This is a genomic window from Fontibacillus phaseoli (assembly GCF_003337355.1).
GTDB lineage: Bacteria > Bacillota > Bacilli > Paenibacillales > Paenibacillaceae > Fontibacillus > Fontibacillus phaseoli.
In genome coordinates, this window is the sequence record NZ_QPJW01000002.1 from 88,738 (window position 1) to 114,702 (window position 25,965).

The 25,965-nt window shown below is 51.0% G+C and carries 26 protein-coding genes and 1 pseudogene; 4 read left to right on the plus strand and 23 right to left on the minus strand.

The annotated features are described in order from the left end of the window. Positions 1 to 3: 3 nt before the first annotated feature. From DFP94_RS07800 to DFP94_RS07885, 18 genes are all read right to left on the minus strand, one after another. Positions 4 to 645, minus strand: coding sequence for a hypothetical protein (locus tag DFP94_RS07800; protein WP_114495919.1), 642 nt, complete (start codon positions 643 to 645; stop codon positions 4 to 6). A gap of 71 nt (positions 646 to 716) precedes the next feature. Beyond that, a complete protein-coding gene (locus tag DFP94_RS07805) occupies positions 717 to 947 on the minus strand; it encodes a KH domain-containing protein (protein WP_068780674.1) in 231 nt (76 codons plus the stop codon). Between the two features lie 22 nt (positions 948 to 969). Next, complete coding sequence (rpsP, locus tag DFP94_RS07810; RefSeq protein WP_114495920.1) at positions 970 to 1,242, minus strand: 30S ribosomal protein S16; 273 nt, start codon at positions 1,240 to 1,242, stop codon at positions 970 to 972. 64 nt (positions 1,243 to 1,306) lie between these two features. Beyond that, entirely contained in the window at positions 1,307 to 2,683 is a 1,377-nt protein-coding gene (gene ffh, locus DFP94_RS07815; RefSeq protein WP_114495921.1) for a signal recognition particle protein, read from the minus strand. A 45-nt stretch (positions 2,684 to 2,728) separates the two neighbouring features. Continuing rightward, positions 2,729 to 3,082: a putative DNA-binding protein gene (locus tag DFP94_RS07820; RefSeq protein WP_114495922.1), complete on the minus strand. Its 354-nt coding sequence runs from the start codon at positions 3,080 to 3,082 to the stop codon at positions 2,729 to 2,731. Positions 3,083 to 3,347: 265 nt separating this feature from the next. Then, the gene (trhA, locus tag DFP94_RS07825; protein ID WP_114495923.1) at positions 3,348 to 3,995 is read right to left on the minus strand and encodes a PAQR family membrane homeostasis protein TrhA; all 648 of its coding nucleotides are present in this window, start codon (positions 3,993 to 3,995) and stop codon (positions 3,348 to 3,350) included. A gap of 63 nt (positions 3,996 to 4,058) precedes the next feature. Beyond that, positions 4,059 to 5,060 (minus strand): signal recognition particle-docking protein FtsY, encoded by a 1,002-nt coding sequence (ftsY, locus tag DFP94_RS07830; protein ID WP_114495924.1) that lies wholly within the window; start codon positions 5,058 to 5,060, stop codon positions 4,059 to 4,061. A gap of 24 nt (positions 5,061 to 5,084) precedes the next feature. Continuing rightward, positions 5,085 to 8,657 (minus strand): chromosome segregation protein SMC, encoded by a 3,573-nt coding sequence (gene smc / locus DFP94_RS07835; RefSeq protein WP_114495925.1) that lies wholly within the window; start codon positions 8,655 to 8,657, stop codon positions 5,085 to 5,087. A gap of 238 nt (positions 8,658 to 8,895) precedes the next feature. Then, positions 8,896 to 9,603 (minus strand): ribonuclease III, encoded by a 708-nt coding sequence (gene rnc / locus DFP94_RS07840; protein WP_114495926.1) that lies wholly within the window; start codon positions 9,601 to 9,603, stop codon positions 8,896 to 8,898. A 12-nt stretch (positions 9,604 to 9,615) separates the two neighbouring features. After that, positions 9,616 to 10,854, minus strand: coding sequence for a beta-ketoacyl-ACP synthase II (gene fabF / locus DFP94_RS07845; RefSeq protein WP_181873062.1), 1,239 nt, complete (start codon positions 10,852 to 10,854; stop codon positions 9,616 to 9,618). A gap of 132 nt (positions 10,855 to 10,986) precedes the next feature. Continuing rightward, positions 10,987 to 11,220 (minus strand): acyl carrier protein, encoded by a 234-nt coding sequence (acpP, locus tag DFP94_RS07850; RefSeq protein WP_018750834.1) that lies wholly within the window; start codon positions 11,218 to 11,220, stop codon positions 10,987 to 10,989. 68 nt (positions 11,221 to 11,288) lie between these two features. Next, positions 11,289 to 12,038 carry a 3-oxoacyl-[acyl-carrier-protein] reductase gene (fabG, locus tag DFP94_RS07855; RefSeq protein ID WP_114495928.1) on the minus strand — a complete coding sequence of 250 codons (750 nt, stop codon included), beginning with the start codon at positions 12,036 to 12,038 and terminating at the stop codon, positions 11,289 to 11,291. A 90-nt stretch (positions 12,039 to 12,128) separates the two neighbouring features. After that, positions 12,129 to 13,073 carry an ACP S-malonyltransferase gene (gene fabD / locus DFP94_RS07860; protein ID WP_114495929.1) on the minus strand — a complete coding sequence of 315 codons (945 nt, stop codon included), beginning with the start codon at positions 13,071 to 13,073 and terminating at the stop codon, positions 12,129 to 12,131. Between the two features lie 48 nt (positions 13,074 to 13,121). After that, positions 13,122 to 14,108: a beta-ketoacyl-ACP synthase III gene (locus DFP94_RS07865; protein WP_425459244.1), complete on the minus strand. Its 987-nt coding sequence runs from the start codon at positions 14,106 to 14,108 to the stop codon at positions 13,122 to 13,124. Further along, positions 14,108 to 15,106 carry a phosphate acyltransferase PlsX gene (plsX, locus tag DFP94_RS07870; protein WP_114495931.1) on the minus strand — a complete coding sequence of 333 codons (999 nt, stop codon included), beginning with the start codon at positions 15,104 to 15,106 and terminating at the stop codon, positions 14,108 to 14,110. The genes DFP94_RS07865 and plsX overlap by 1 nt, the downstream gene beginning before the upstream one ends. Positions 15,107 to 15,108: 2 nt before the next feature. After that, the gene (gene fapR, locus DFP94_RS07875; RefSeq protein ID WP_114495932.1) at positions 15,109 to 15,693 is read right to left on the minus strand and encodes a transcription factor FapR; all 585 of its coding nucleotides are present in this window, start codon (positions 15,691 to 15,693) and stop codon (positions 15,109 to 15,111) included. 219 nt (positions 15,694 to 15,912) lie between these two features. After that, the gene (gene rpmF / locus DFP94_RS07880) at positions 15,913 to 16,086 is read right to left on the minus strand and encodes a 50S ribosomal protein L32 (protein ID WP_018750828.1); all 174 of its coding nucleotides are present in this window, start codon (positions 16,084 to 16,086) and stop codon (positions 15,913 to 15,915) included. A 55-nt stretch (positions 16,087 to 16,141) separates the two neighbouring features. After that, positions 16,142 to 16,657 carry a YceD family protein gene (locus tag DFP94_RS07885; protein ID WP_114495933.1) on the minus strand — a complete coding sequence of 172 codons (516 nt, stop codon included), beginning with the start codon at positions 16,655 to 16,657 and terminating at the stop codon, positions 16,142 to 16,144. Between the two features lie 155 nt (positions 16,658 to 16,812). Here DFP94_RS07885 and DFP94_RS07890 point away from each other — a divergent pair, with 155 nt between their 5' ends. Then, entirely contained in the window at positions 16,813 to 18,051 is a 1,239-nt protein-coding gene (locus DFP94_RS07890) for a nucleotidyltransferase (RefSeq protein ID WP_114495934.1), read from the plus strand. A gap of 3 nt (positions 18,052 to 18,054) precedes the next feature. Here the strand turns inward: DFP94_RS07890 and DFP94_RS07895 are convergent, their stop codons facing one another. Further along, positions 18,055 to 19,080 (minus strand): SepM family pheromone-processing serine protease, encoded by a 1,026-nt coding sequence (locus DFP94_RS07895; protein ID WP_114495935.1) that lies wholly within the window; start codon positions 19,078 to 19,080, stop codon positions 18,055 to 18,057. 122 nt (positions 19,081 to 19,202) lie between these two features. Here DFP94_RS07895 and DFP94_RS07900 point away from each other — a divergent pair, with 122 nt between their 5' ends. Beyond that, complete coding sequence (locus DFP94_RS07900; protein WP_114495936.1) at positions 19,203 to 20,438, plus strand: nucleoside recognition domain-containing protein; 1,236 nt, start codon at positions 19,203 to 19,205, stop codon at positions 20,436 to 20,438. 21 nt (positions 20,439 to 20,459) lie between these two features. On the opposite strand, the gene coaD is transcribed toward DFP94_RS07900, so the two are convergent. The 4 genes and pseudogenes from coaD to DFP94_RS25265 all read right to left on the minus strand — a co-directional run bounded on the left by coaD (position 20,460) and on the right by DFP94_RS25265 (position 23,457). Then, positions 20,460 to 20,960: a pantetheine-phosphate adenylyltransferase gene (coaD, locus tag DFP94_RS07905; RefSeq protein ID WP_114495937.1), complete on the minus strand. Its 501-nt coding sequence runs from the start codon at positions 20,958 to 20,960 to the stop codon at positions 20,460 to 20,462. Position 20,961: 1 nt separating this feature from the next. Further along, positions 20,962 to 21,555, minus strand: a complete 594-nt coding sequence (gene rsmD / locus DFP94_RS07910; RefSeq protein WP_114496353.1) for a 16S rRNA (guanine(966)-N(2))-methyltransferase RsmD — start codon at positions 21,553 to 21,555, stop codon at positions 20,962 to 20,964. 561 nt (positions 21,556 to 22,116) lie between these two features. Continuing rightward, positions 22,117 to 23,240 (minus strand): annotated as a pseudogene (locus tag DFP94_RS26475) (IS110 family transposase). Next, positions 23,152 to 23,457: a hypothetical protein gene (locus DFP94_RS25265; protein ID WP_147273842.1), complete on the minus strand. Its 306-nt coding sequence runs from the start codon at positions 23,455 to 23,457 to the stop codon at positions 23,152 to 23,154. Before DFP94_RS25265 ends, DFP94_RS26475 begins: the two are co-directional and overlap by 89 nt. A gap of 151 nt (positions 23,458 to 23,608) precedes the next feature. Here DFP94_RS25265 and DFP94_RS07920 point away from each other — a divergent pair, with 151 nt between their 5' ends. Both DFP94_RS07920 and DFP94_RS07925 read left to right on the plus strand, forming a co-directional pair. After that, positions 23,609 to 24,421: an inositol monophosphatase family protein gene (locus tag DFP94_RS07920; RefSeq protein ID WP_181873063.1), complete on the plus strand. Its 813-nt coding sequence runs from the start codon at positions 23,609 to 23,611 to the stop codon at positions 24,419 to 24,421. A 508-nt stretch (positions 24,422 to 24,929) separates the two neighbouring features. Then, positions 24,930 to 25,898, plus strand: coding sequence for a helix-turn-helix transcriptional regulator (locus DFP94_RS07925; RefSeq protein WP_114495939.1), 969 nt, complete (start codon positions 24,930 to 24,932; stop codon positions 25,896 to 25,898). Positions 25,899 to 25,965: the final 67 nt, after the last annotated feature.

The window sequence follows — 25,965 nt, forward strand, 5'->3', positions numbered from 1 at the left end:
CCTCTACGAAACGTCGTTACCTGTCTCCGCATCAAAGCCGTATTTATATTTCATCCGATTATACAATTCAAGCTGGTCATTACGCAGCACGATTTTTTGAACGGCTTCCTTCCATTCCTGTTGAAGGTGGGAAGGTTTACTTTTAGAAAGCTCATCTGCCTTGAATTGCTGATGTAATTCGGCAAGATCCACTCTCATGATCTCCAGGCTCCTGATGATCTCGTTGCGCCCCTGATTTTCATCCAGGATCCGATTTAGTACCTGGTCGGCAATATCCTTTTGGATAAAGTTATAATAATCCGCCATTACATTGTACATTAAATAAGTCGATGCACCCTGTTTTTTAAAAAGGAGATCCAAGGATCGGAAGGTCGTTTCCGAGGACTTCAGCGCCCCTGATAAACTGCCCAACTGATGCATGATTAATGCATCCGAAGAACGGTCTCTCACACTCTCGATCACAAGATCCGTTTCCGTCAACGATGCTTCCATCCAGTAATTGAAAGACTGATCCAGCATCGCCGAATAACTTTGTTGTTGTACTTCTTTGTACGGCAACCATTTGAAATTATAATAAAGACTGGCCAGCAAGCAAACAAGCAAAATGAGACAGGTCATCTGCCATGTTCCAAATTTTCGCTTCATCCCGCTTCCTCCTGCTTCAGCATGTACGAAAAAGGGTTAGGACAAACATCCTAACCCTCTTTCGTATATCATTAAGACATGATGTCCACGGTAACCCGCTTATCCATCTTGACGGCTGCCGATGCTACAACCGTGCGGAGCGCCTTGGCGATTCTTCCCTGCTTGCCGATCACTTTACCTACATCATCGGGATGTACGGAAAGTTCATACACAATCAGATGTTCCTTCTCCACAACCTCCACACGGACATCGTCCGGATGATCAACAAGAGCCTTCGCAATAACGCCGACTAATTGTTCCATAAAAGACCCTCCGAATCAGCAATTATTTCTGCTGCTTAAGCTCATGAAATTTCTTCATTACGCCGGCTTTGCTGAGCAGGTTGCGAACGGTATCAGATGCTTGCGCACCGTCCTGCAGCCATTTCAATGCTTTCTCTTCGTCGATGTTCACTACTGCCGGTTCAGCAACCGGGTTGTAGAAACCAATCTCCTCGATAAAACGGCCGTCACGCGGGGAACGGGAATTCGACACCACGATACGATAGAAAGGAGCTTTATGAGCACCCATGCGTTTCAAACGAATACGAACTGCCACGAAATTCACCTCCTTTAAAAAATCAACAATATAAATCTATTTCATCCGGCGAGGTAAGTTCCTTTTACCGGAATGGAAATCTCATGCCTTTACCACCTTTGCCGAGCTGCTTCATCATTTTCGAACCTTTGCCTTTAGGGCCCATCATGTCCGAGAACTGCTTCATCATTCTGCGCATCTCGTCAAATTGCTTGATCAGACGGTTCACATCCGTAAGCGTAGTTCCGCTTCCCGCAGCGATCCGCTTGCGCCGGCTGTGATTGATCATATCCGGGTTTTGCTTCTCCTGCTTGGTCATGGAATGAACGATCGCTTCCACCCGGCCCATCTGCTTCTCATCGACCTTGACGTCCTTCATCTGTTTCATCTTACCCATGCCGGGAATCATATCCATGATCTGATCCAGCGGACCCAGCTTTTTGACCTGATCCATCTGCTCCAGGAAATCGTCGAACGTAAATTCCGCATTGCGCATTTTCCGTTCCATTTCCTTCGCTTTATCCGCATCAATGTTGGACTGTGCCTTCTCAATCAGTGAGAGCATATCCCCCATGCCTAAAATCCGCGAAGCCATCCGTTCCGGATGAAAAGGCTCCAGCGCATCGATCTTCTCGCCGAGCGCCGCAAACTTGATCGGGCAACCCGTGACTGCTTTAACCGACAAGGCTGCGCCGCCGCGGGTATCCCCGTCCAGCTTCGTGAGTACAACCCCGGTCAGTGTCAGCTGCTGATTGAAGCTCTCGGCCACATTGACCGCATCCTGACCTGTCATAGCGTCTACGACAAGGAGCACTTCATCCGGCTTGGTCACTTCGTGAATTTGACGAAGCTCCTCCATCAATTCTTCATCGACATGAAGCCGACCCGCGGTATCGATCAGCAAATAGTCATTGCCGTTGTCCTTTGCATGCTGCAAAGCCTGACGTGCAATTTCAACCGGGTTGTTGCCTTCCGGAAGCGTGAACACCGGTACCTTGATCTGTTCGCCGAGCACCTGCAGCTGCTTGATCGCGGCCGGGCGGTAAATATCCCCGGCTACGAGAAGTGGGCGATGGTTGCCCTTCAGGAGCAGCTTGGCCAACTTCGCCGAAGTCGTTGTCTTACCGGCACCTTGCAGACCCGCCATCATGACTACGGTCGGCGGACGGTTGCTCTTCGCCAGCTTCGCCTGGCTGCCGCCCATCAAATCGGTCAATTCCTTGTTGACGATATCGATGATGACCATGCCCGGCGTAAAGCTATCCATGACCTCACTGCCGACGGCCTTCTCTTTCACTTTGGCGATAAAATCCTTGACCACTTTAAAGTTGACATCCGCTTCCAGCAAAGCCAGACGAACTTCGCGCATCGCTTCGTTCACGTCGTCTTCCGATACTTTCCCTTTGCCGCGAAGCTTGCTGAATACGCTCTGCAATCGATTTGTCAATCCTTCAAAAGCCATTCTTCGGTCACCTCCGTTCCATTTTCCAAGCTCCAGCCGCCGATGTTACAACTGTTCAGCCAAGCGCATCAGCTGTTTTGCCGTCTCTTTATGTAACGCAGACATTTCACTGTCTTCTAGCACTGACTCAAGTTTTGAAAGCAATTCGCTGCGTTCTTCGTCCTTACGGAGCAGTCCAAGCTTTGATTCATATACCTCTAACATCTCTTCCGCCCGCTTGATATGTTCATACACCGCCTGGCGGCTAATTTCAAATTCCGTGGCGATTTCACCCAAGGAAAAATCATCGAGAAAATAATATTTGAGAAATCTTTGCTGCTTTTCCGTCAGCAAGGCTTCGTAAAAATCAAACAACAGGTTGATCCGGTTTGTCTTCTCAAGCCTATTCTCTTGACTCATATGGGCACTCCCTCCGTCAAGGAAAAACACTTTACAGCGTATCAACGATCCTTATCATACCGAATGAAGAACCTATTGTCAAGTAATTCCCCTTAACATCGACAAGCATCTGCTAGGGTGAGTAGAAGGGTCTCATTGGAAATCATCCAATGGTGTACCGGAACTCGAGCCCTACAATAGCAAAAACCACCGGAGCAATGCCCCAGTGGTTTTCTACTCCTCGGCTCACCGGCTCTTCTTTCGGTCTGTCGCACAGCTTAACGCCTCACCAATTAGGCAGCAAATACAGCAGGATCGCAAAGAAATGCGTAACGCTGCCGGCAAGAACGAACAAGTGCCAGATAGCGTGATGATAAGGAAAGCCCCGCCATACGTAAAATATGGTGCCAAGCGAATACAGAATGCCTCCGGTGACCAGCAACACCATGCCCGTATTAGGGACAGCGGCTACCAACGGACCCCAGGCGATAACGATCAACCATCCCATAATGAGATAAAAGATCGTTGACATGAACAAAAATCGTTTGACGAAAAACGCCTTAAACACTACGCCTAGCAGCGCGATCCCCCAGACGACCCCGAACAGACTCCAGCCGAGCGGTCCGCGGATGGCCACTAGCATAAACGGAGTATAGGTCCCGGCTATAAAAATATAGATGGAGGAATGGTCAAAAAATTCAAACAGATCTTTTACCTTTCCCTCTTTGAAGCTGTGTACCAATGTCGAGCACGAATACAGGAGCAACATGCTCACTCCATACACCGTGAAGCTGACGACATGCCATGCCGTTCCCTTCAAACTGGAGTAGACGATCAACAATACCAGTCCCGCCAGGCTGAGCAGCGCGCCGATCCCGTGGGTAATCGCATTGGCGATCTCCTCCCGGCGCGGATAAGTATGCGTATTGGCCATGACTTCAGCCTCCTATTTTTCAACTTAAGATTTATTAACCATATGGCCGCTTGCCCAAAACGGTTACTCCCGACCGGTTTCCGGCTCCTCTTCCTCGCGAATCAAACCGGCGAAGAGGCCGTGTACAAATTGCTCGGAATCGAACTTTTGCAAGTCATCCATCTTCTCCCCAAGCCCGACAAGCTTCACCGGCAGGCTCAGCTCTTGACGGATCGCAATCACGATCCCGCCCTTGGCCGTCCCATCCAGTTTGGTCAGCACCAGACCGGTTACACCGCTCTTCTCGCCGAACAGCTTCGCCTGGCTAAGCGCGTTTTGGCCGGTGGTCGCATCGAGCACCATCAACACTTCATGAGGTGCTCCCGGGATTTCGCGCTGTATTACGCGGAATATTTTATTCAGTTCTTCCATGAGATTGGATTTGTTCTGAAGTCGGCCAGCCGTATCGCAAAGCAAAATATCCGCGCCCCGCTGTTTTGCAGCCTGCACCGCATCGAACATGACCGCGGCCGGATCGGATCCGGCCTGCTGTTTGATCACATCAACGCCGACCCGCTTGCCCCATACTTCCAACTGCTCGATTGCACCGGCACGGAACGTATCTCCCGCTGCCATAATCACTTTTTTCCCTTGTTGCTTATAGTGGTGAGCAAGCTTCCCGATTGTCGTTGTCTTGCCGACGCCATTGACGCCGACGAACAAGATGACCGTAATTCCGTCCGGATTCAACTTCAACTCATTGTCTTCATCGCCGCGCAGCAATTCAATCAGCTTCTCGGACAAAATCGGCTGGAGCTCGGCGGCCTCCTCGATCTTGCGCTTTTTCACCTCGGAGCGCAATTCCTCGATCAGATTCATTACCGTATTTACGCCGACATCGGCACCAATCAGAATTTCTTCAAGCTCCTCAAAAAAATCCTCGTCTATTTTTTTGCGCCGGGTTATCAGCTCCGTTACTTTCTCCACGAAACCTTTGCGGCTTTTTTCCAACCCGTCCTTGAACTGTTTCGTCACCGACTCGGTCTTGGAGGCGATGCTCTCTTTCAGTTTTTTAAAGAAACTCATAGGTTCCCTCCTAGTTTATTCACGTCAGGCAATTTCCATCGTTTCCTCGTCCTCCAGCTTGACCGATACCAGCTTGGAAACGCCGCCTTCTTCCATCGTGACCCCGTACAGCACATCCGCTTCTTCCATAGTTCCTTTGCGGTGAGTCACGACGATAAATTGGGTCTGCTCGGAGAACTCGCGCAAGTACTGGGCAAATCGAACCACGTTTGCCTCGTCAAGAGCGGCTTCCACTTCATCCAGTACGCAGAACGGGACCGGCTTCACCTGCAGGATCGCGAACAGCAATGCCATAGCGGTCAAAGCACGTTCCCCGCCTGAAAGCAGCTGCAGGTTTTGAAGTTTCTTGCCCGGCGGCTGAGCAACGACGTCGATTCCGGTTTCCAGCATGTTTTCCGGATCGATCAAAATCAGATCGGCACGTCCGCCGCCGAACAATTTCGAGAAGACGATAACAAACTCGCGGCGGATTGCATCAAACGTATGTTTGAACCGTTTAGACATTTCCTCGTCCATTTCTTTTATGACCTGATACAGCGTCGTTTTCGCCTCCACCAGATCATCTTTTTGCTCGCTGAGGAACTGGTAGCGCTCGTATACACGCTGGTATTCCTCAATGGCCCCTAAGTTCACCTCGCCCAGCAGCGTAATCTGCCGTTTCAGTTCTTTTACGTCTGCCTGGGTTTGCGGCACATCTTCAGGTACCGAGTAACGCAGCTTGGCTCGTTCATAACTCAGCTCGTAATCATCGGCCAGCTTGCGTAGAATATTGTCCAGCTCCACGTCGAGACGGTTAGCCTGGATTTCCGTCTGCCTTAGCTGCTCTTCCACCGTTTTCAGGCCTAGTCGCTGCTCTTTCGTTTCGCTTTCGCCTTCCTCCAGTTTTCTTACCAACACGGCGCGGGAGGCACGTTCCAGCTCCAACTGTTCACTTGCGCGTTCCTTCTTCAGCTTGTAATCATTTAAGTCCTCGCGCTGGCTAACGCTTTGCAGCTCATTTTGCTTCAAATCGGCTTCGATGGACTGCAGGATACTGCGGTTCTGATCCAGTTCCCGCTTCAAGATGCTGCAGTCTTCTTCGGCACGCCGCAATTGTTCCCGAAGCGAGTAACCTTCCTGATCCAACTTGCCTTCACGGACTTTCAGTCCGGTAAGCAGATCCTGCAGTTCCTCTTTGGCCGATTCGTTCGCTTTACGGGCAAACTCGGCCGCCTGAATGGACTGTTGGACGGATTGCTCCTCCTTCTCCAGTTCCACCAGCTTCGCCTCAGCCTCCGCCTTGCTTTTATCGAGATCTTCCAATTCCTTGATGTAATGGCCTTTCTCCTGACCATACAATTGGAATTGTTCCGAGACATGTTTCCATTCGTGATCAACCTGCTTCAGATCGCCCGCAACAGATTGCTCTTCCGAACGCTTACGGTCGCCGGCTTCACGCAGTTTCTCCAATTCCTGTTCCGCCGATTCCATCTGTTCGCGGAGATCCTTAAGACCTTTACGGAGTTTATCCAGCATATTTTCACTTTCAGTAATGTCCGTGGCCAATTGGTCAAGCTGACGTTTCCGGCCCAGCAGATTGCTGTTCTTTCGGTGTTGGCTCCCCCCGGTCATCGAACCGCCGGCATTGACCACATCGCCATCCAGCGTAACGATCCGGAACCGGTACTGACAGCGGGCCGCCATTTTGTTTGCTCTTTCCAGATCGCTGGCAAACACCACATTGCCCAGCAGGCTGCCGACGATGTCCGCATACCGTGGCTCAAAACCGACCAGCTCCGCACCAATGCCTACAAAGCCCTCGGCTTCCTCCATTTGCCGCTTGTCTGCGGCAGATATTTGCCGTGGCCGGATGACGTCGAGCGGCAAAAATGTCGCCCGACCCAACTGGCGCTGCTTCAGGAAGGCAATCGCCTGCCGGGACACGGCCTCATTTTCCATGACAATGTGCTGCATCGCAGCGCCGAGCGCCGTCTCTACGGCGATTTCCAGCTTCTCCGGTACGCGGATCAGCTCGGCAACGGCACCATGAACACCGGTGAGCGCCGACTTCCGGGATGCTTTCAGCACTTCCTTGACGCCAAGCGCAAAACCATCGAAGTCCTCTTCCATCTCCTTCATCGTATCGCGGCGGGACACCAGCCCTTCCCGCTTTTGTTCCCATTTCCGGATCCCGTTTTGGCTCTCCTCCGCCAGCTTCTGCAACGACTGAACCCGTTCGCTTTCCGAAATGTACTTGCCCCGCAGATCAGCGATTTCTTTCCCGAGCTGCTGCAGCGTACGCTCAATCTCACTTTTTTTGCCCTTCAGCCGTTCCAGTTCGTCCCGCCATTTGGCGCCTTCCTCTTCCGAACGGGCCATTCGGCGCTGCACGCCTTCTTTTTGCTGATCCGCCGAACGGATTTCGCCTCTCGCTTGAGCCATCAGGTTCATGATCTCAAGCAGTTGCCCTTTGAGACCCTCCTCCTGCGCCTGACTGATCCCGCCGGTAACGCCGACAAGCTTCGCTTCCTCGGCCGACAGTTCCGTCCGCAGCTCGCTGAGTTGCTTCTCCGCAGCCGCGAAATTGGACGCCAATTTCTCCATTTCCGCAGCCCGCTGAGCATATCGCTCCTCGCTGACAGAAAGCGATTGCCGAAGCTGCTCCCGGTTTTGCGTAAGGTTCTTGGATCGTTCCTTAAGCACCTCGCCGAAGCCCTCGCTCTTCTCGAAGCTCTCGCTGTATTCCAGCAACTGCCCCTGAAGTACTTCAATCTGATCTTCAACCTGACGGAGTGCAAGCCGGTCGCTTTCCAGCTTCGCATCGTGGGCCGATACGACCGTTGACAGAGCCGTTTGCTCATCCTGCAGCTTGGTCAGCCTGGCGTTGGCCTCGCTCCACGTTTCATGGATTTGCTCAATTTGATGCACATACAACGAAATTTCTTTATTTTTCAACTGCTCGCGCAGTTCCTTGAATTTTTGCGCCTTATCCGACTGCTCTTTGAGCGGGCCGACTTGATCCTCCAGTTCACTGACCAGATCGTGAATACGCAGCAGATTTTGTTCCGTGTCGTCGAGCTTGCGCCGGGCATCGCGCTTCCTGCTCTTATATTTGACAATGCCTGAAGCTTCCTCGAAAATACCCCTGCGATCTTCCGAACGGGTACTCAAAATCTCCTCGATCCGCCCCTGCCCGATAATCGAATAGGCTTCCTTTCCGATCCCCGTATCCATAAACAGCTCTGTAATATCTTTTAACCGGCAAGACTGTTTATTGATCAAATACTCGCTGTCCCCACTGCGGTGAACACGGCGGGTCACCGTCACCTCGCTGAAATCCAGCGGCAGGGCATGATCCGTATTGTCCAGGGTTAAAGAAACCTCCGCGTAATTCACTGCTTTCCGCGCATCGCTACCGGCAAAAATAATGTCTTCCATTTTCCCGCCGCGAAGCGATTTGGCGCTCTGCTCACCTAAGACCCAGCGGATTCCGTCGGAAATGTTGCTCTTACCGCTACCGTTCGGTCCCACTACAGCAGTGATTCCCCGGACGAATTCCATTTCCGTCTTGTCGGCAAAAGATTTAAAACCTGCTAACTCGATCCGTTTCAAAAACATACGTTCAAGATCACCTCTGACGACTATTGTACCATACCGGCAGCTCCATAGGACAGGCGTATAAAACAGAAACAGAGGTGCCGTTATGGACCGAACATTCCAAGTCGGATCCATCAAAATGCTATAGATCATACGATATTGTACTGAAAACGAAAAAAAGCCTTAGCCGGTCAAAGCCCGACTAAGGCTGCATATCCATCCGCTTGCACCTGCCTGAGTTCCATGGAAACCGAACCGGTTATGAGGGATTCTGTTCCGTTTGCTTGAGCCGCTCCAAGGCAACGGCCGCCGCTTGCTGCTCGGCTTCTTTCTTCGATCTGCCGTTCCCCCGACCCAGGCCGCGTCCGTCCATGAACACTTCGGACACGAATTCCCGTTCATGCGCCGGTCCTCGTTCCTCAACGATCCGGTACTCCAGTACGCCCATATTGTGATGCTGGGTCAGCTCCTGCAGTTCCGTTTTATAATCGGTCGTCTGCAGCTTGCCATCCAGCGTGATCTGGGTGAACACGTAACGGTGAAGAAAGGTCGTCACCGCCTCCAGTCCCTGATCCAGGTAGAGTGCACCGACAAAAGATTCAAACACGTCTGCGAGCAAGGCAGGACGGGTTCTTCCGCCTGTCAGTTCCTCTCCTTTACCCAGGAGGACGTATTGTCCGAACTCCAGACTTTCCGCAAATTTCACCAGTGAGGGCTCGCAGACAATCGCCGCGCGCAGCTTGGTCAATTCGCCTTCAGGCCGGTCCGGAAAAATCCGGTATAAATGTTCCGATACCGTCAATTCAAGAACCGCATCTCCAAGAAACTCCAGCCGTTCATTGTCCTCATGCTGGCTGAACCGGTGTTCATTCACATAGGACGCATGCGTAAAAGCCTGTTTCAAGAGCTGTTTATTTTGGAATGCCAGTTGAAGTTTTTGTTGTAACTGCTTCAGATCTCCACTCAACAGACTGTCCCCTTATGCTTCGAATTTCTTCAGAATAATCGTGGCATTATGCCCGCCAAATCCAAAGGAGTTTGACATGGCAATCCGTACATCCGCTTCTCGGGCAACGTTCGGGACATAATCCAGATCGCATTCCGGATCCGGGTGATCCAGATTGATGGTCGGTGCGATGATGCCGGTTTGCAGTGTCATACCGCAAATGACGGCTTCCACGCCTCCGGCTGCGCCAAGCAGATGGCCTGTCATCGATTTGGTGGAACTGATCGCCACTTTAGACGCATGATCGCCTAAAGCTCGCTTGATCGCGATCGTCTCCGACTTGTCGCCGACCGGCGTGGACGTCCCGTGCGCGTTGATGTAATCCACCTCGCTAGGGTCGATGCCCGCGTCGCGAATCGCCATTTTCATGCAACGTTCCGGTCCGTTCGGATCCGGTTCCGTCATATGATGGGCGTCCCCGCTAAGACCGTAGCCGATGACCTCGGCATAGATTTTGGCGCCGCGTTTCTGCGCATGCTCCAACGATTCCAGAATGAGAATGCCTGAGCCTTCGCCCATCACGAATCCGTCGCGTTCCGAATCAAAAGGCCGGCTGGCCTTTTCCGGCTCGTCGTTGCGGGTCGACATCGCCCGCATCGCACAGAAGCCCGCCAGACCGGTAGGACGGATCGTTGCTTCCGCGCCGCCGCAAATCATCACATCGGCATCGCCGCGCTGAATCAGCTTGTACGAATCGCCGATGGAATGAGTTCCGGTCGCGCACGCAGTCACCGCCGTGCTGTTTGGCCCTTTAGCCCCGAACAGAATCGATACATGCCCGGAGGCCATGTTTGCAATCATCATGGGAATGAAGAACGGGCTAACCCGTTTTGGACCTTTTTGCAGCAAAATATTGTGCTGATCCTCCCACGTACCCAAACCACCGATTCCCGAGCCGATCATAACGCCTACCCGCTCCGGGTCGGTCTGCTCGGCTATATTCAGTCCGCTGTGCTTCAATGCGCTGGTTGCAGCAGCAACCGCAAATTGAACGAACCGGTCCATTTTTCTTGCTTCCTTGCGATCAACGTAATCTTCAGGATTAAAATCCTTCACCGAAGCGGCAATTTGAGTCGGATATTCGCTGACGTCAAACGACTCGATCACGGATACGCCGGATTTCCCCTGCTTCAGGTTGTTCCAGAATGTATCCAGGTCATAACCGAGTGCCGTCACGGCTCCCATGCCGGTTACTACTACTCTATGTTTCAAACACATTCACCTCGTATAGACTTCATGTGTAAAATTGATTTCGTGATTAAAAAGTGAAGATTGGACAACCTCTCAAGATGAGGAGAAGTCCCGCCTGCTTGATAAGGAGGTACGGGACTTTTTAAGATGACTTTAGGTATGAGATTGTATGTAGTTTACAACTTCACCTACGGTCGTAATCTTCTCTGCATCTTCGTCTGAAATTTCCAGGTCGAATTCATCTTCGAGTTCCATTACTAATTCTACAACATCGAGCGAATCAGCACCCAAATCATCTTTGAAAGACGCTTCAAGCGTCACTTCGGCTTCATCTGCGCCGAGGCGATCCACAACAATGCGTTTTACGCGATCCAATACATCGGACATCCGGTTCACCTCCTCCTTGGTATTATACGAGAATTAAAAGTAAAATGCCATAGAAGCGAGATTGTAAATCACATATACATCCCGCCATCGACATGCAGCGTCTGACCCGTCATATAGGATGCGCTATTCGAGGCCAGAAAAACAACAACCTGCGCAATTTCTTCAGGCTGCCCGAGCCGGGCAAGCGGGATATTGCCCAGCATGCCTTGCCGCAGTTCATCCGAAAGCTGGTCGGTCATATCCGTCTCGATAAAGCCGGGAGCGATACAGTTCACCGTAATCCCACGAGAACCCAGCTCGCGCGCGGACGATTTCGTCAGCCCGATGACTCCGGCTTTGGCGGCCACATAATTGGCCTGACCCACATTGCCGAGAACACCGAGCACCGAGGAAATATTGATGATCCGTCCCGAGCGCTGCTTCAACATGGGACGGGTTACGGCCTTAATTCCGTTAAATACGCCCTTCAGATTCGTTTCAATGACATCATCGAACTCTTCTTCTTTCATCCGCATGATCAGATTATCTCTAGTAATCCCGGCATTATTTACCAGAATATCGAGACGCCCCCATGCATCAAGCGCGCCTTTGACCATCTCGTCAAATTGTCCGCTATTCCCGACATGTGCCTTTACCGCATAGGCTTTGACACCCAGGGCCTCGATTTCGGACACAACCTGAGCCGCCGCGGCTTCATTACCGGCATAGTTCACGGCGACATTCGCTCCGGCCTCGGCAAGCGCCAGGGCGATGCTACGACCGATGCCTCTTGATGCACCTGTAACCAGGGCATTTTGACCTACAAGAATTTTTGACATACATTCTTCATCTCCTTCCCGAGAAAAGCTAAAAATTATAGCAGGGCATTCAAACTATAAAATACCAGAAAAGGTTGGTTTTGTCAGTCTTTATACGGTTTGATTCAAAGCTCCCACAGTTTGCTCCAGACTTTCAAGTCCGCTCACATTGAAGGTACGAACACTTTTGTCGATTTTCTTGATCAACCCGGTCAGTACGCTGCCTGGTCCAAATTCGACGAACGTATCAACCCCTTGAGCGATCAGCCAAGCTACGCTGTCTTCCCATAATACAGGGCTATACACCTGCCGGACGAGCAGTCCGGAAATATCCTCTGCGTTTTCGACGGGCCGCGCCGTCACATTCGCAACGACTGGAATATCGGCATTCTTGAACGGAACGTGCGACAGCTTCCCCTTTAATCGTTCGGCAGCGGAAGTCATCAAGGACGAATGGAACGGTCCGCTGACCTCAAGCGGGATCCCCCGTTTTGCGCCAATCTCCTTGACGCGCTCAACCACTTTGGCTACGCCCTCTTTGCTGCCGGATACGACAATTTGTCCGGGACAATTGATGTTTGCGAGTTCTACCACGTCGCCGGCTTGCGTAATCTCGGCGCACAAACCTGCCAGCGCTTGACGTTCGCCTCCAAGCACGGCCGCCATTGCTCCCTGCCCGCCGGGTACGGCTTGCTCCATGAATTCACCACGGGCGCGCACGGTTGCAACGGCGTCCTCAAACGAAAGCGCTCCCGCAACCGTCAAGGCGCTATATTCGCCCAGGCTGTGACCTGCAACAAAATCGGGCTTAATCCCTTTACCCGCAAAAGCTTCGCAAAGCGCTACGCTTGTCGTCAAAAGTGCCGGCTGCGTATTGGCCGTTTGTCTCAATTCCGCTTCCGGACCTTCAAAAATCAGCTTCGTGAGCGTGAAACCAAGCACGTCATCGGCTTTATCGAACATTCGCCGAGTTTCAGGCAGGTTGTCATACATATCCTTGCCCATTCCTACGCTCTGGGAACCCTGTCCCGGGAAAACAAAAGCGATTTTACCCATACTGTAAAGCACCCCTTATTGTAACGCTGAAGTAAATACTGTTATCTATTACCAGACCAGCACGGAGGCGCCCCACGTGAGACCGCCACCGAAGCCCACGAGCAGGATCGTGTCGCCTTCCTTCATCCGCCCCTCTTCTGCCGCTTCAACAAGCGCTAGCGGAATCGAAGCCGCGGACGTATTTGCATATTTATCTACGTTGATTACGCATTTTTCCTCCGGCAGATCAAGCCGCTGCATCGCGGACTGGATAATACGGATATTGGCCTGATGAGGTACGAAAAGATCGATGTCTTCTTTACTCTTGCCGGCTTTGCGCAATACTTCCTCCGTTGCCGTGCCCATGACCCGCACGGCAAACTTAAATACTTCCCGGCCGTTCATGTAAATGAAGTGCTTTCCGCCCTGAACGGTATCTTGCGAAGCGGGCAGTCGGGAGCCTCCGCCTTCCAGTTTCAAAAGCGCCCCTCCGGCGCCTTCCGCGCCGAGATCGAAGGAAAGGAAGCCGCGACCTTGCGGTACTTCGCCCAGTACTACCGCACCGGCTCCATCCCCAAACAGGACGCATGTATTCCGGTCGCTATAATCCGTAATACGGGAAAGGGTGTCCGCACCGATAATCAGGGCATTATTATACATACCTGTCTGAAGAAAACCGTTCGCCGTAGCCATGCTGTACACAAAGCCCGAACAGGCGGCGGACAAGTCGAAGGCTGCCGCTTTTTTGGCTCCAAGTTTGTCCTGCAAAATGCAGGCTGTCGAAGGAAACGTCGTATCCGGCGTTACCGTCGCGACGATAATCAACTCCAGATCTTCCGCTGCCAAACCGGCGGATTTCAGCGCCCGCACGGCCGCTTCATATGCCAGGTCGGAGGTTGCCTGTTCCGGTGCAGCGATATGACGCTCGCGGATTCCCGTCCGCGAAACGATCCACTCGTCATTCGTCTCCACCATTTTTTCCAAATCTGCGTTGGTCAACACTTTTTCAGGAACATATTTACCGAACCCGACAATACCTATTGAACGAAAACTCATCATTCTGCCACCCGCTTCCCGCTGATTTCCTCAGATAAGCTCTCCGTCAGACGGCTTTGAACCGCTACGCGCGCTTGACGAACCGCATTTTTAATCGCTTCCCCGTCTGAGGAGCCATGTCCCTTGACGACGAGTCCGCTAAGACCAAGCAACGGCGCGCCGCCGTGCTCCTTGTAGTCCAGCGTCTGCTTAAGCCCCCGCATCGAAGGCATCAGGACTGCCGCGGCCAGCTTGTTCTTTAACGACTTCGTGAATTCCTGCTTCAACAGTGAGAACATCGCACCGGCTGTTCCTTCCAGCGTTTTGAGCAGGATATTGCCGGCAAAACCGTCGCACACCAGAACGTCGCAGGCCCCGGTCAAAACATCGCGGGCCTCCACATTGCCTACGAACTCGATTGGCATTTCTTCCAGCAGCGGATAAGCCGCCTTGGTCAGCTCATTGCCCTTTTTCGCCTCAGTCCCGACATTGAGCAACCCTACGCGGGGCTTGGCAATGCCGTGCACTTTTTGGCGGTAAATGCTGCCCATCAAGCCATATTGGGCCAGATGCTCGGGCTTGGCATCCATGTTCGCGCCCAAATCCAGCGCCAGTACGCCGCGGCCATCCAGGGTTGGAATCATCGGCGCCAGAGCGGGCCGTTCGATTCCTTCCATCCGGCCGACCACGAGCAATCCCGTCGTCATCAGGGCGCCCGTATTGCCCGCCGAAATCATCGCATCGGCCTCGCCCTCCCGCACCATACGGCCGGCAACGACCATCGAAGCATCCTTCTTACGGCGAACCGCCTTTACCGGCTCATCCTCCGCATCGATGACCTCTTCCGCATGGTGGATGCTCAGGTTGGACGGGGCATTGATCATCAGCGGCTCCAGGTCTTGCTTGCGGCCGACCAAAATGATATTTGCGTCGCTCCATTCCCTTGCCGCTGCTAAAGCGCCCTCCACGGAACTTTTCGGCGCATGGTCTCCCCCCATCGCATCAATCGCGATTCGCATGCCTACCTTCTCCCTTCCTCATTGGGATTGTCATCGCCGGTCGAACGATAGATGACAAAGTTCCCTTGAAACACCATTTCTTCACCTACATAAGTGAAAACTTCAACCTTAGCTTTGCCCTTGTTGCCGGATACCGGGCGAACATAGGCCTTGGCGATGCATTTCTCCCCTAGATGAACCGACCTGATGAACCGGATATCCGCGGAAAAGGTTAATGCAATCTCGTCATTGATCACGGCGACAGCCAGAGAATTCGCCTGGGCAAACACGTGATGTCCCCGCGCTATGCCTGTCCGCGAAAAAACGTGCTCCTCGCGAATTTCAAAAATGGAGATCCCGCTTTTATCCAGCTGCAGATCGACGATATCCCCGATCACCTCGTGCAGCGGCAGGGAGCGTACCTGATCATAGGAACGCTCGGCCATCAGCTTCATCCGTTCGCGGAGCTCAGGAATGCCGAGCTCCAGCCGGTCCAGCCGAATAGTCTGAATGCTGACCTTCAGTTGCCGGGTCAATTCCTGATCCGTTACGAACGGATTGTCTTCAATCAATTTCATAAGCTGCTGCTGCCTCGCTCTTTTAGGCAAACGATCGATGGATATCCCCCCCTTTGAAAAACAGATTTATATATTTCATATCATTATCTTCTAATTTTAGAACCAGGTACTAAATTTAAGTATAAAACATCTCCTTGAAAAAAGAAAGGGGCAAAGCATTCGTTCAATTTTCTCAGGAGCGGCCGAAAAAAAATAGCATCTCACCGAAATGAGATACTATTTGAGTCCTTGAGGAAATTCAAACCAAGATTATTGGTTGATAATTTCTCTCGATTTGTATGTTCCGCATACTTTGCATACGTGGTGAGCAAGCTTCAATTCTCCGCATTGTTCACATTTTACCATGCCCGGCACAGCCAATTTAAAATGCGTGCGGCGTTTGTCGCGGCGCGTTTTGGACGTTCTCCGTTGAGGTACTGCCATGGTTCCCACCTCCTTATTCAAGTCAACCCGGGTTCCGGTTTGTTTACAATCCCATTTACTTTTTGAAAAAATCGCTGAGCGAGGCCAGACGAGGATCAATCCGCTCCGTATTGCAGCCGCAATCCCGCTCGTTCCGATCGGTTCCGCAGTTCGGGCAAAGCCCCTTGCAGTCTTCCTTGCACAAGGCCGCAAACGGCAGATTCAGAAGAAAAGATTCTTCGATATACGGCGTCAGATCCACTTTATCCTCGGCCACAACCTGAATTTCTTCATCTTCATCCTGCGATTCTGCCTCGGGATGATCGCTTTGCTTGAAGCTTTCTTCAAATTTGATATCGACTTTGTGACTCAAGGGTTTCAGACAACGGGAACAGGTCATGTCCAGTTCGCCCGTAAGCGTACCTGTCACCTTTACCACGCCGCCTCCTGCGGGCTCAGCACGCAAGTCGGCTTGCAGAGGTCCTGCACCGGTGATATCTTTACGTCCCTTGATTACCCGGCTTACATCCAGCCCTTGATGCAACTCAAGCGGCTGTTCGGAAGAAGCCAACTGACGAAAATGTAAAATCATGAATATCACTCCAAACAAACAAAAATTATTATACCGATTTTAAGTAAGTTTTGTCAACAGTCCAGCCGCATTTCCCTGTACATGCTCCATGTCGTTCGGTCAAAACGGCTTGTTGTGATATATTCATATAAAATATACCCAAAGGTGAGAGAACAGTGAACATAGTCGGACTGATCGTCGAATATAACCCGCTCCATAACGGACATGCCTACCACTTTGCGGAGGCGAAGTCGCTGGCCGAAGCCGATGCCGTCGTCGCCGTGATGAGCGGCGACTTCCTGCAACGCGGCGAGCCCGCTATTGTGAGCAAGTGGGCCAGAACCGAGATGGCGCTGCATTTGGGCGTCGATCTCGTCCTGGAGCTGCCGGTGGCGTATGCGGTGCAGCCGGCCGAATGGTTCGCTCACGGGGCCGTCGCCACGCTAGAGGCGACCGGCGTCGTGAGCCATCTTTGCTTCGGCAGCGAGGCCGGGGCGCTCGAAGACCTGCAGCCGCTCGCAGCGCGGCTCGCGGACGAGAGCGCCGCGCTCAAGGCGGCGGTGGCCGAGGAGCTCGCCACAGGGGCGAGCTACCCCGCCGCTTACGCCGCGGCCGCCGCGCGCGCCTGCGCCGGCCCGGGCGGCGATGCCGCCGCAGCGCGAGCGCTGCTGATGCAGCCCAACAACAGTTTGGGGCTGCACTACCTGATCGCGCTGCGGCGGCTGCATAGCGGCATCGCGCCGCTCACGGTGCGGCGGCGGGCCGCGGGTTACCACGACGCGGCGCCGCAGGACGCCGCGATCGCCAGCGCCACCGCCGTGCGGGCGCTGTTGGCCGGGGCCGGCGGGCTGGAAGCCGCCGCGCCTTACCTGCCGCCGTCCACGACGGCTATCCTGGCCCGCGAATTCGCCGCGGGCCGCGGGCCCGTCACGTGGGACAGCTTTGCGCAGCAGCTGTTTCACCGGCTTCTGCTCTGTTCGCCCGCGGAGCTCGCGACGCACCACGAAATGAACGAGGGTCTGGAATACCGGATCAAAAAACTGCTGCCTCAGCTGGAAGAAGCCACGGTTACGCAATTGCTAAAACAGCTAAAAACAAAACGCTACACACATACCAAGCTTCAGCGTACCTTGCTCCACGTACTATTGCAACATGCCCGTTCCGCCCTATCTCCGGCCGTTTTAGCCGGAGGTCCTGGATATTTGCGGGTGCTGGGGTTCAACAAAACCGGACGGGAGCTGTTGAAGCAGATGAAGAAAACCGCTACCCTTCCCATCGTGACTCGGACAGCCGGACTAAACAATCGTCATCTGGAACTCGACTTGCAAGCTTCAGCCGTTTATGCGAACGCCATGCCGGGACACGACACCAACGATCTATTCCGGGATTACCGGCAACCGCCAATCACGATATGATAATCAGGATTTAGGGGCCAGCTCCTCCAGATAATCCAGGGCATCGTCCATTTGCTCGACAGGAATCAGCTTCATGTCGCTGTCGATCTCGTCCGCTTTAGCCTTGGCTTCTTTATAATTGTCTTCCGGTACAAAAAATATATCCGCATCCTCCCGCTCCGAGGCCACGATTTTAAATTGCACGCCGCCAATCGGTCCGACGGTGCCGTCTTCGGACATTGTCCCGGTTCCGGCAATACGGTAGCCCTTGCTAAGGTCTCCAGGCGTCAATTGGTTAAAAATTTCAAGCGTAAACATCAAGCCTGCTGACGGCCCGCCGATCCGGGTATCTTCAAAATGAACCTCTTTGTCGGCCTGTTTCGGTTGTACTTTACTTACTTCGCCCACGCTCACGCCGAGGCCGGCCTTGAGCGTTCCATTCTCATCGCCAATTTCCACCAGCTCGACCTGCTGCTCGACGGCTTTACCTCCGCGTTCCAATTCTACGGCGACCTTATCCCCGGCGGATTTCCCTTTCAGGGTAGCCGCTAACATCTCAAATTTGCCAATCGGCTCGCCGTTCACTTTTTTTATAATATCCCCGGGATGAAAATCCCCTTTGGGTGTAACGGTTTTGGAAAACCCGACCACAAACACGTATTCCGGGACGACCGCATATTCGACCTTAGCATGGGCGTACGCGGCCATGATCGCATTGGACTGCGAACTGTTCATGTAATAACGCTGCTGGGTCTCATACTCTTCATCATTACGGTCAGGCTCCTTGCGGATGATTTCCGCATGCTTCTTGAACTGTGTCGTAATAAGCATCGCTATATTGGCATAGCTAACGGATACCGTCGTCAGCATGAACGTTCCCTTTTCCTCCTTATCCCCCGCAGCCACGCTAACCATAGGCTTGATCTCTTCGGCCGACCCCGGTGCGTGAATCATATAGGGCGTAGGCATATATACAACTACATAAACTAGGATAGCCAGCGAGATCACATACAACCCCGCTTTGATGCCAACCGATTTTGATCTGGGCATCACTTCATTCCCCCTTATAAGAGCAAGCAGCCCGCACATCCGTACCCAAAAAAGGCATGTACTCCGCATCCATTGCATATCTTGTACTATTCGTTCATTACCTATCGAAGAGGGTGAAGCTTTTGCAAAGCGAACGCCGCGCCGGCGGCAGTCTGCCGTCGACCCTTCTGTTCGGCCTTTCCGCCGTTCTGCTCGTGGTTTGCATCTTCTACGCACCAGGCGAAGCTTTTCAAGCTTCTGGACAAGGACTCGCCATCTGGTGGAGAATTGTGTTTCCGGCGTTGCTGCCCTTCCTTGTACTGTCAGAAATTTTATTGGCCAGCGGTTTTGCCCAAGGAATTGGCGTACTGCTGGAGCCATTGACGCGAAAAGTGCTTGGTTTGCCCGGCTCCTTCGGGTGGGTGTTCCCGCTCGGAATTACAGCCGGGTTTCCTGCCTCCGCCACTGCGGCGGCCAATTTGTACAAGCAAGGCAAAATATCTTCCCTAGAGGCGGAGAAGATGGCCAGCGTCGCGCACTTCAGTAGTCCGATGCTCCTCGTCATCGTCATCGGAACCGGATATATGGGCCTTCAAGAATTGGGATTCTTGCTGCTTGCCGTCCACTGGATTTCAGGGCTCGCCGCTGGGATGACGCTCCACCTGCTAACCTCGGGAATCCGTTCACGGCACAAACTCGAAACACAACAAAGAAATCCACTGCCTGCACGCTCCCTCTCCCGTCTTCGCCTGGCGGCTAACCAGATGGAAGAGGCCCGTGCAGCCGACGGCCGCGGGTTCGGAAAATTACTCGGCGATGCCGTCGGCTCAAGCGTACAAACCCTAATGACGGTCGGCGGATATATGCTCATTTTTGCGGTAGTGATCCATGTTCTGATTTCCGCGCTACCCGGGTTTATCCCATCCTTCTCCATAGCCGGGCTGCTGGAAGTGCATCTGGGAACTTATGCGGTAGCCCAACTGAGTATGCCTCCCGCCATCGTTAGCGCCCTTCTTGGAGCCGTTCTTGGCTGGAGCGGATTTTGCGCGTTTCTGCAAGTTCGGTCCATTCTGAAACCAGCCGGAATCGGGAGTCGCTTTTTTGTCGTCAACCGTCTGATTCATGGAGCTTATGCCTATGTAATTACGCTCTTGTTGTGGCGCCCTCTCTCACGCTGGCTGCCTGAAGCACTTCCCGTTTCCGCAAATTCTGACATCACCGTCACTGCCATCGACGCTACAACCCGTGGCTTCACTTTCCTTCCGCTTCCGGATTGGAAACAGATCGCAAATCAGTTCCAATTCCAAATGGTGCTTCTCTTACTGCTTATAGCCGGACTATTCGTCCTGACTAGATTCAGAAAAAAAGGCTCGCGATAGCACTCCGGACTCCATACAACCTCACACTTCAAACTTTGCCTTCATCGCCTTTTCCACCTGGACCGGAACCAAATCCCCGACATCCCCGTGAAAACTGGCTATTTCCTTTACTACGCTGGAGCTAAGGTAAGAATACTTCGGGTTTGTCATCATGAAAATGGTTTCTACTTCACTGTTTAATTTATGATTGGTCGAAGCCAGTTGAAGTTCATATTCAAAATCCGTGACGGACCGGATGCCTCTCACGATAACGTGGGCTTGCTTGTAATCCATATAATTCACCAATAAGTCTCGGAAGCTGTCCACTTCTACATTCGGCAAATGACTTGTGACCGATCTAAGCAAATCTTTGCGCTCTTCCACAGTAAACAACGGATTTTTGCTTAAGTTGTTCAGCACCGCCACAATCAGTTTGTCAAACTGGCGGGAGGCCCGCTGAATGATGTCCATATGTCCTTTAGTCACCGGATCAAAGCTGCCCGGATATACCGCGATTCGCGGCGTTTTTAGCTGGTGTTCCATGTTACTCCTCCTTGCCCGGTTCCTTTGCCGGACTTGTCTCGTGAAGATCATAGCTGTAAATAGAGAGGGTAGTTTCGCCATACTGCGCTTTGCGTATCTCTGTAAATCGGTCAAAACTGGCGGGATACGCAAAAGTAGATTCATACTCCAGTACTAGCGCTGCCCCCGGGTTCAATAAATGCAGTTGATCCATCGCTTGCATCAGCTTGTCTCCGTGTTTTAACCTGTATGGCGGATCGAGAAAAACCAGGTCAAACACACTTTCGCGTTTAGCCAATGCTTTTAAGGCCCTTTCCGCATCATTCTTATATACCTCGGCCTTATTCTCTAGTCCGGTCGTTTTTAAATTGGATCGAACAACTTCTATACTCTTATATTCCAGATCTACGAAAACCGCCCTGTCCATTCCGCGGCTAAGCGCCTCGATGCCCAAACCGCCGGTGCCCGCAAACAAATCAAGCACGGTTCCCCCGTCAAAATAGGGCCCGATCATACTAAACAGCGCTTCCTTCACCTTGTCCGTAGTCGGTCTGGTCCCCATGCCGGGGACCGCCTTCAGCGTTCTCCCCCGGGCGTTACCCGAAATAACTCTCATGCCAGTCCCATCCTTTATGCTAAAATGCCTGTCGATATCGTACCATAATCGCGCTAAGATTGAAAAATCGAATTCGCACAAGATTTTGGGCTGCGGATGTATAAACCTGAAAGGAACGGACAACACTTGAACTATCGACATCACAAATGTCGTAGACAACCGCGGAGAAGACTTACGTTTCCCCATAAGCTCTTCGTCCGGTTTCTCCTCTCCCATGATGGGCGTCCCGCGAGGGGCACCCGGACAAAAGCTCTTGTAGCGCATTATTCTACGAGAGTTTTTGTCCTTTTTTTGTTTGGTTCCTTGTACCGTATTCTATTTCATTTCTGTCCTGATTTGCTGTACCTCAGTAAGGAGAAAATAAAGTTCTAGACTGAAAAATAAAGTATTTAGACTGACGATGCTTCATTAAGCTCCCTCGAAATGATTCAGTATCCTCACGCTAGCTCATGAATTCGCAGGATTTCAACTTTTGTTAAGTGAGCCCTTTTGCGTAATGTCTCCCGATACTCCATGCTTCTTGTCTGTCCTGCGAATACATCAACTGGTGAAATAACGCGCTTAAGCTGCCTGTAGAAACAATTTAGCTGAGCTGTAATCCTCGCTGCTTTTGGCAAGACTGACGAGCATACGGGCCACTTTACCACATAATTTCATAATGGATTTCATTTTCTTTAACTTTTTTACGTCAACATTGTGGTGGTGTAAGGCCCTAATATCCGGATTGGTCATAACCATGCACATGATAAGGAGATAAAGGAAACGCCGGAGACGAGGGTGGCCTCGCTTACTGAGAACCATCTTTCCACGCCATTTCCCGGAGCTGGCCTCAGCCAAATTTAGATCCGCATGGCGACGCAAAGCATTTCCGTGTGCATAACCGCTTAGATCACCGGTTTCCCTAATACACTAGCCAAGCTTGTCGTATTTACTCCTCGAATGGAAAGCATCTTCTTGGCATAAGGAATGCGCTCCAATACGAGATGTACTTCATGTTCATTCTGCTCAAGCTGGCGCTGTGCCAAGTCGTATTCTTCGAGCAGTTGACCCAAGTGCAACTTGTAGGCATGACGTTTTACGTATTTCTTCCAGCCGGCAATGACTTGCTCTGTCGTTAGTAGGCTAATCTCTTTCGGTAGAGGAAACAGCCATAAGGTGGCAATGCTACTCGTACAGGTGAGGATTTTAAAGACATGCCGAAGTTCTGGGAACGCAATATTACCCAGCGATGAATCTGGTTAACGGCACTGTTAAGGCGTTTGGAGACCGTGTCCCGATTGGCCATGAGAATCCGCAGTTCCTCGTAAGCTTCCGGGGTGAATCGTACGGGGGAATAATAGCCATTTTTAACCATATCCGCGATAACAAGCGCATCTTTGCGGTCGCTCAATTCCTTGGTCTAGAAGCCAACGAGCCAGGCTCAGCCAGTAATGTCCTGTGGGTTCCATACCCACAATGATTTTGTTCAGCTTGAAAGACTTGAGCAGATCTTGAATCCAGCGTTTGAACAGACGAAAGCCCTCGTCATGGTTGCCGAACTCAAGTGGTGATCCCAAGCAATTCCCCGGTAGCTCACTAGGTAATCGTTGTCGAACATCAACACCATTTTGTACGCCCTTGGCAGTCACCCATGTCCAGCGTTTCGAAGTATTCAGGGTAACTTCCCAGAAGTCCGCCACTCTCATCGGCAAGTCCGGCGCTCTTAAGATCCCGGACGTTGTCGCCCATTTCAAGCAAAACGATGAAGCCGTTCTCGCTAAAGTTGAATTGATTTTCAGCTTCGTCTTCCAGTTCAGTTCTAAGTTGGTTGAAGTAGTCCTCAACATGGATGAGGAACGCCGAAGGGGGCACTTCAGCGCGAAGCAAATTGACAATGTCTTTCTTCGTTTCGATGATTCTCAATCTACATACCTCCTGAAAATGAAAATAACCCCTCAAAAAGGGATGTGGTACTGGGTCACGAATATGATATATGTCTGAAAGTTTGCTTGAAGCGGTTAACGGGCAGAAATGCTCAATAAGATTACGCACTTTAAGGAGGAATGGGAACGGAATGAAGTTCGACCTTCGAGAATTAGCGGTGTTTGCAGAAGAGGCTGTAACAAAAGCGGGTGACAGAATTTCCGAATTGCGCAGTCGGGAAAAAATTGAAGTGAATTACAAGGATTCGGGTGAACTTGTGACATCCGCTGATTTGTTATCGGAAAGAATCATTCAAGAAGCCATAATGGGTAAATTTCAAGGTCATCGAATTCTTTCGGAGGAACATGGAGTACATAACTGGGATAATTTCAAGTTTGACGGTCCAGTGTGGGTGATTGATCCCTTAGATGGAACAGTTAATTTTTCTCGGAACCTGCCGCATTACGGCGTTTCATTGGCTTTTGCCCTTGATGGCGTAGTGCTGGTAGGAGCAGTATATGCGCCAGATTTGAACTGTACTTATGTTGGGATTAAAGGGGAAGGCTCCTATTGCAATGGTGAGCGTTTACGAATTCGTAAATGTACTTCGCTACAGGATGCTGTCATTGGCACAGGTTTTCCGCATGATTCAGCAAAAGTGCAACCAGCAATCGAAAGAGTGAATCGACTCAGAAGAAACTGTCGTGACATTAGGCGTTTTGCCGCACCAACAGTAGACATTTGTTATGTGGCGTCCGGAAAATTAGATGCGCATACGGAAAGTCTTGCACCGTGGGATGTAGCCGCCGCAGGCTTGATTGCACGGGAGGCGGGATCATTGAGTTGCCATGTGCAAGTGGTGCCTGATGGCATCCCTAATGAACTCTATGGTGAAGAGGTCGTATTCACAACACCTGGAATTTTCGATGATCTCTTGACATTATTGCGGATGGAATCAGAATAAAAGGTGCAGTCTCTTTTCAACATTGTTGTACGTGCGAAAACGTTAGCTTAGTAAGGCATGTTCTTCAGAAAAGGCCATCCTTTGTTGGGATGGCCTTAGAACTTGTCGTTACAGACGGCGCGGTGAGCAGTACCATAAGTAGTAGCAAGTTTTCAATGAAAAGCTTACAGAGATTTCAAAAGCTTATTCGGAAGATAAAATATGCGCTGCCTAGAGGAATAAGGAGACTGAAACATGAGGATTCAGGTGTCTGAGATTCAACATGTGTTCCTTAACGATTTGGCTAATTTAATTGATATGGTACAGACGAAATAGTGGTACCTTCATGATGAGAATCCGAAAAAGTAGGACCAAAACGTTTGAATTGTCATTGAATGATAACGTTGATATTATCCAAAGGCGAGTTAAGGAAAAAAATATCCTCTCTTTTCCGCAAGTAGAATCAAGCAATGAAATTTCCATTACTTTACAATGACTATAGAGTGGTTGAAACGAGGTGAACAGTCGAATGTACGAGTGGCACAAGCAAATCCAAATAATCGTTAATGAAATTGACGAGTGTATTAAGAATCGTAACAGTGAAGCAATAACGCTACGATTTCTTTCTCGCAAGTTAGGTTATTCCGAATTTCATACTACGAGAAAATTTAAGGAAATATCGGGTATGCAATTTAGGGATTATCTGCGGCATAGAAAATTAGCCTTTGCACTAAAAGAGGTTCGGGATAGTGAAAGATGCATTTTGGATATTGCTTTTGATTATGGTTTTTCATCACATGAAGCTTTTACCAGGGCTTTCAAGGGAACATATGGTGTAACTCCAAGTGAATACCGAAAAAAGCCTATGCCTGTCGCCCTTCGTACAAAAATAAACTCTTTCGACCGCTACTTTTTCGGATTTGGAGAAATGGGTATGATCAAATCTGCAGATGATGTTAACATTTATTTTGTAACCATTCCCGCACACAAATTTTTGCACATTAAAAATTATGAGAGTAATGGGTATTGGGATTTTTGGCAAAAGCAAAGTCTTATTCCCGGACAGGACTGCGAAACAATTTGCGGCTTACTCGATAGTATCAAGGGCAAATTGGATGACGATGGCGGGAGTGAGTCTAACGGCGGCAGCGGTCAGATTATGGCTTACATTAATGACCGGGATGGCAGACTCTGCGATTGGGGTATTCCACGTACAGAGTGTTTTGGTGTACGTCTTCCTTTTGATTATAAAGGTGAAGTACCACCACAAATGCTTATGATTGATGTTCCCGAAGTTGAGTATATTGTTTTTGAACATGGGCCATTCAATTATGAGCAGGAAAATCGTAGAGTAGAGGAAAAGATGGAAAGGGCAATGGCAACTTTTGATTTTGCAGACACTGGTTACTGCTTTGATACTTCCTCTGGGAGAATCATTTACGTTTATCACGATCCAGAGCGGTTTTTGAAGTATATCAGGCCAGTACGGAAGTTATAATCAATAAAAACCACCTGCCCCATGCTTTAGGTGCTTTACTACATCTGATAACATCCTGACACCGCTC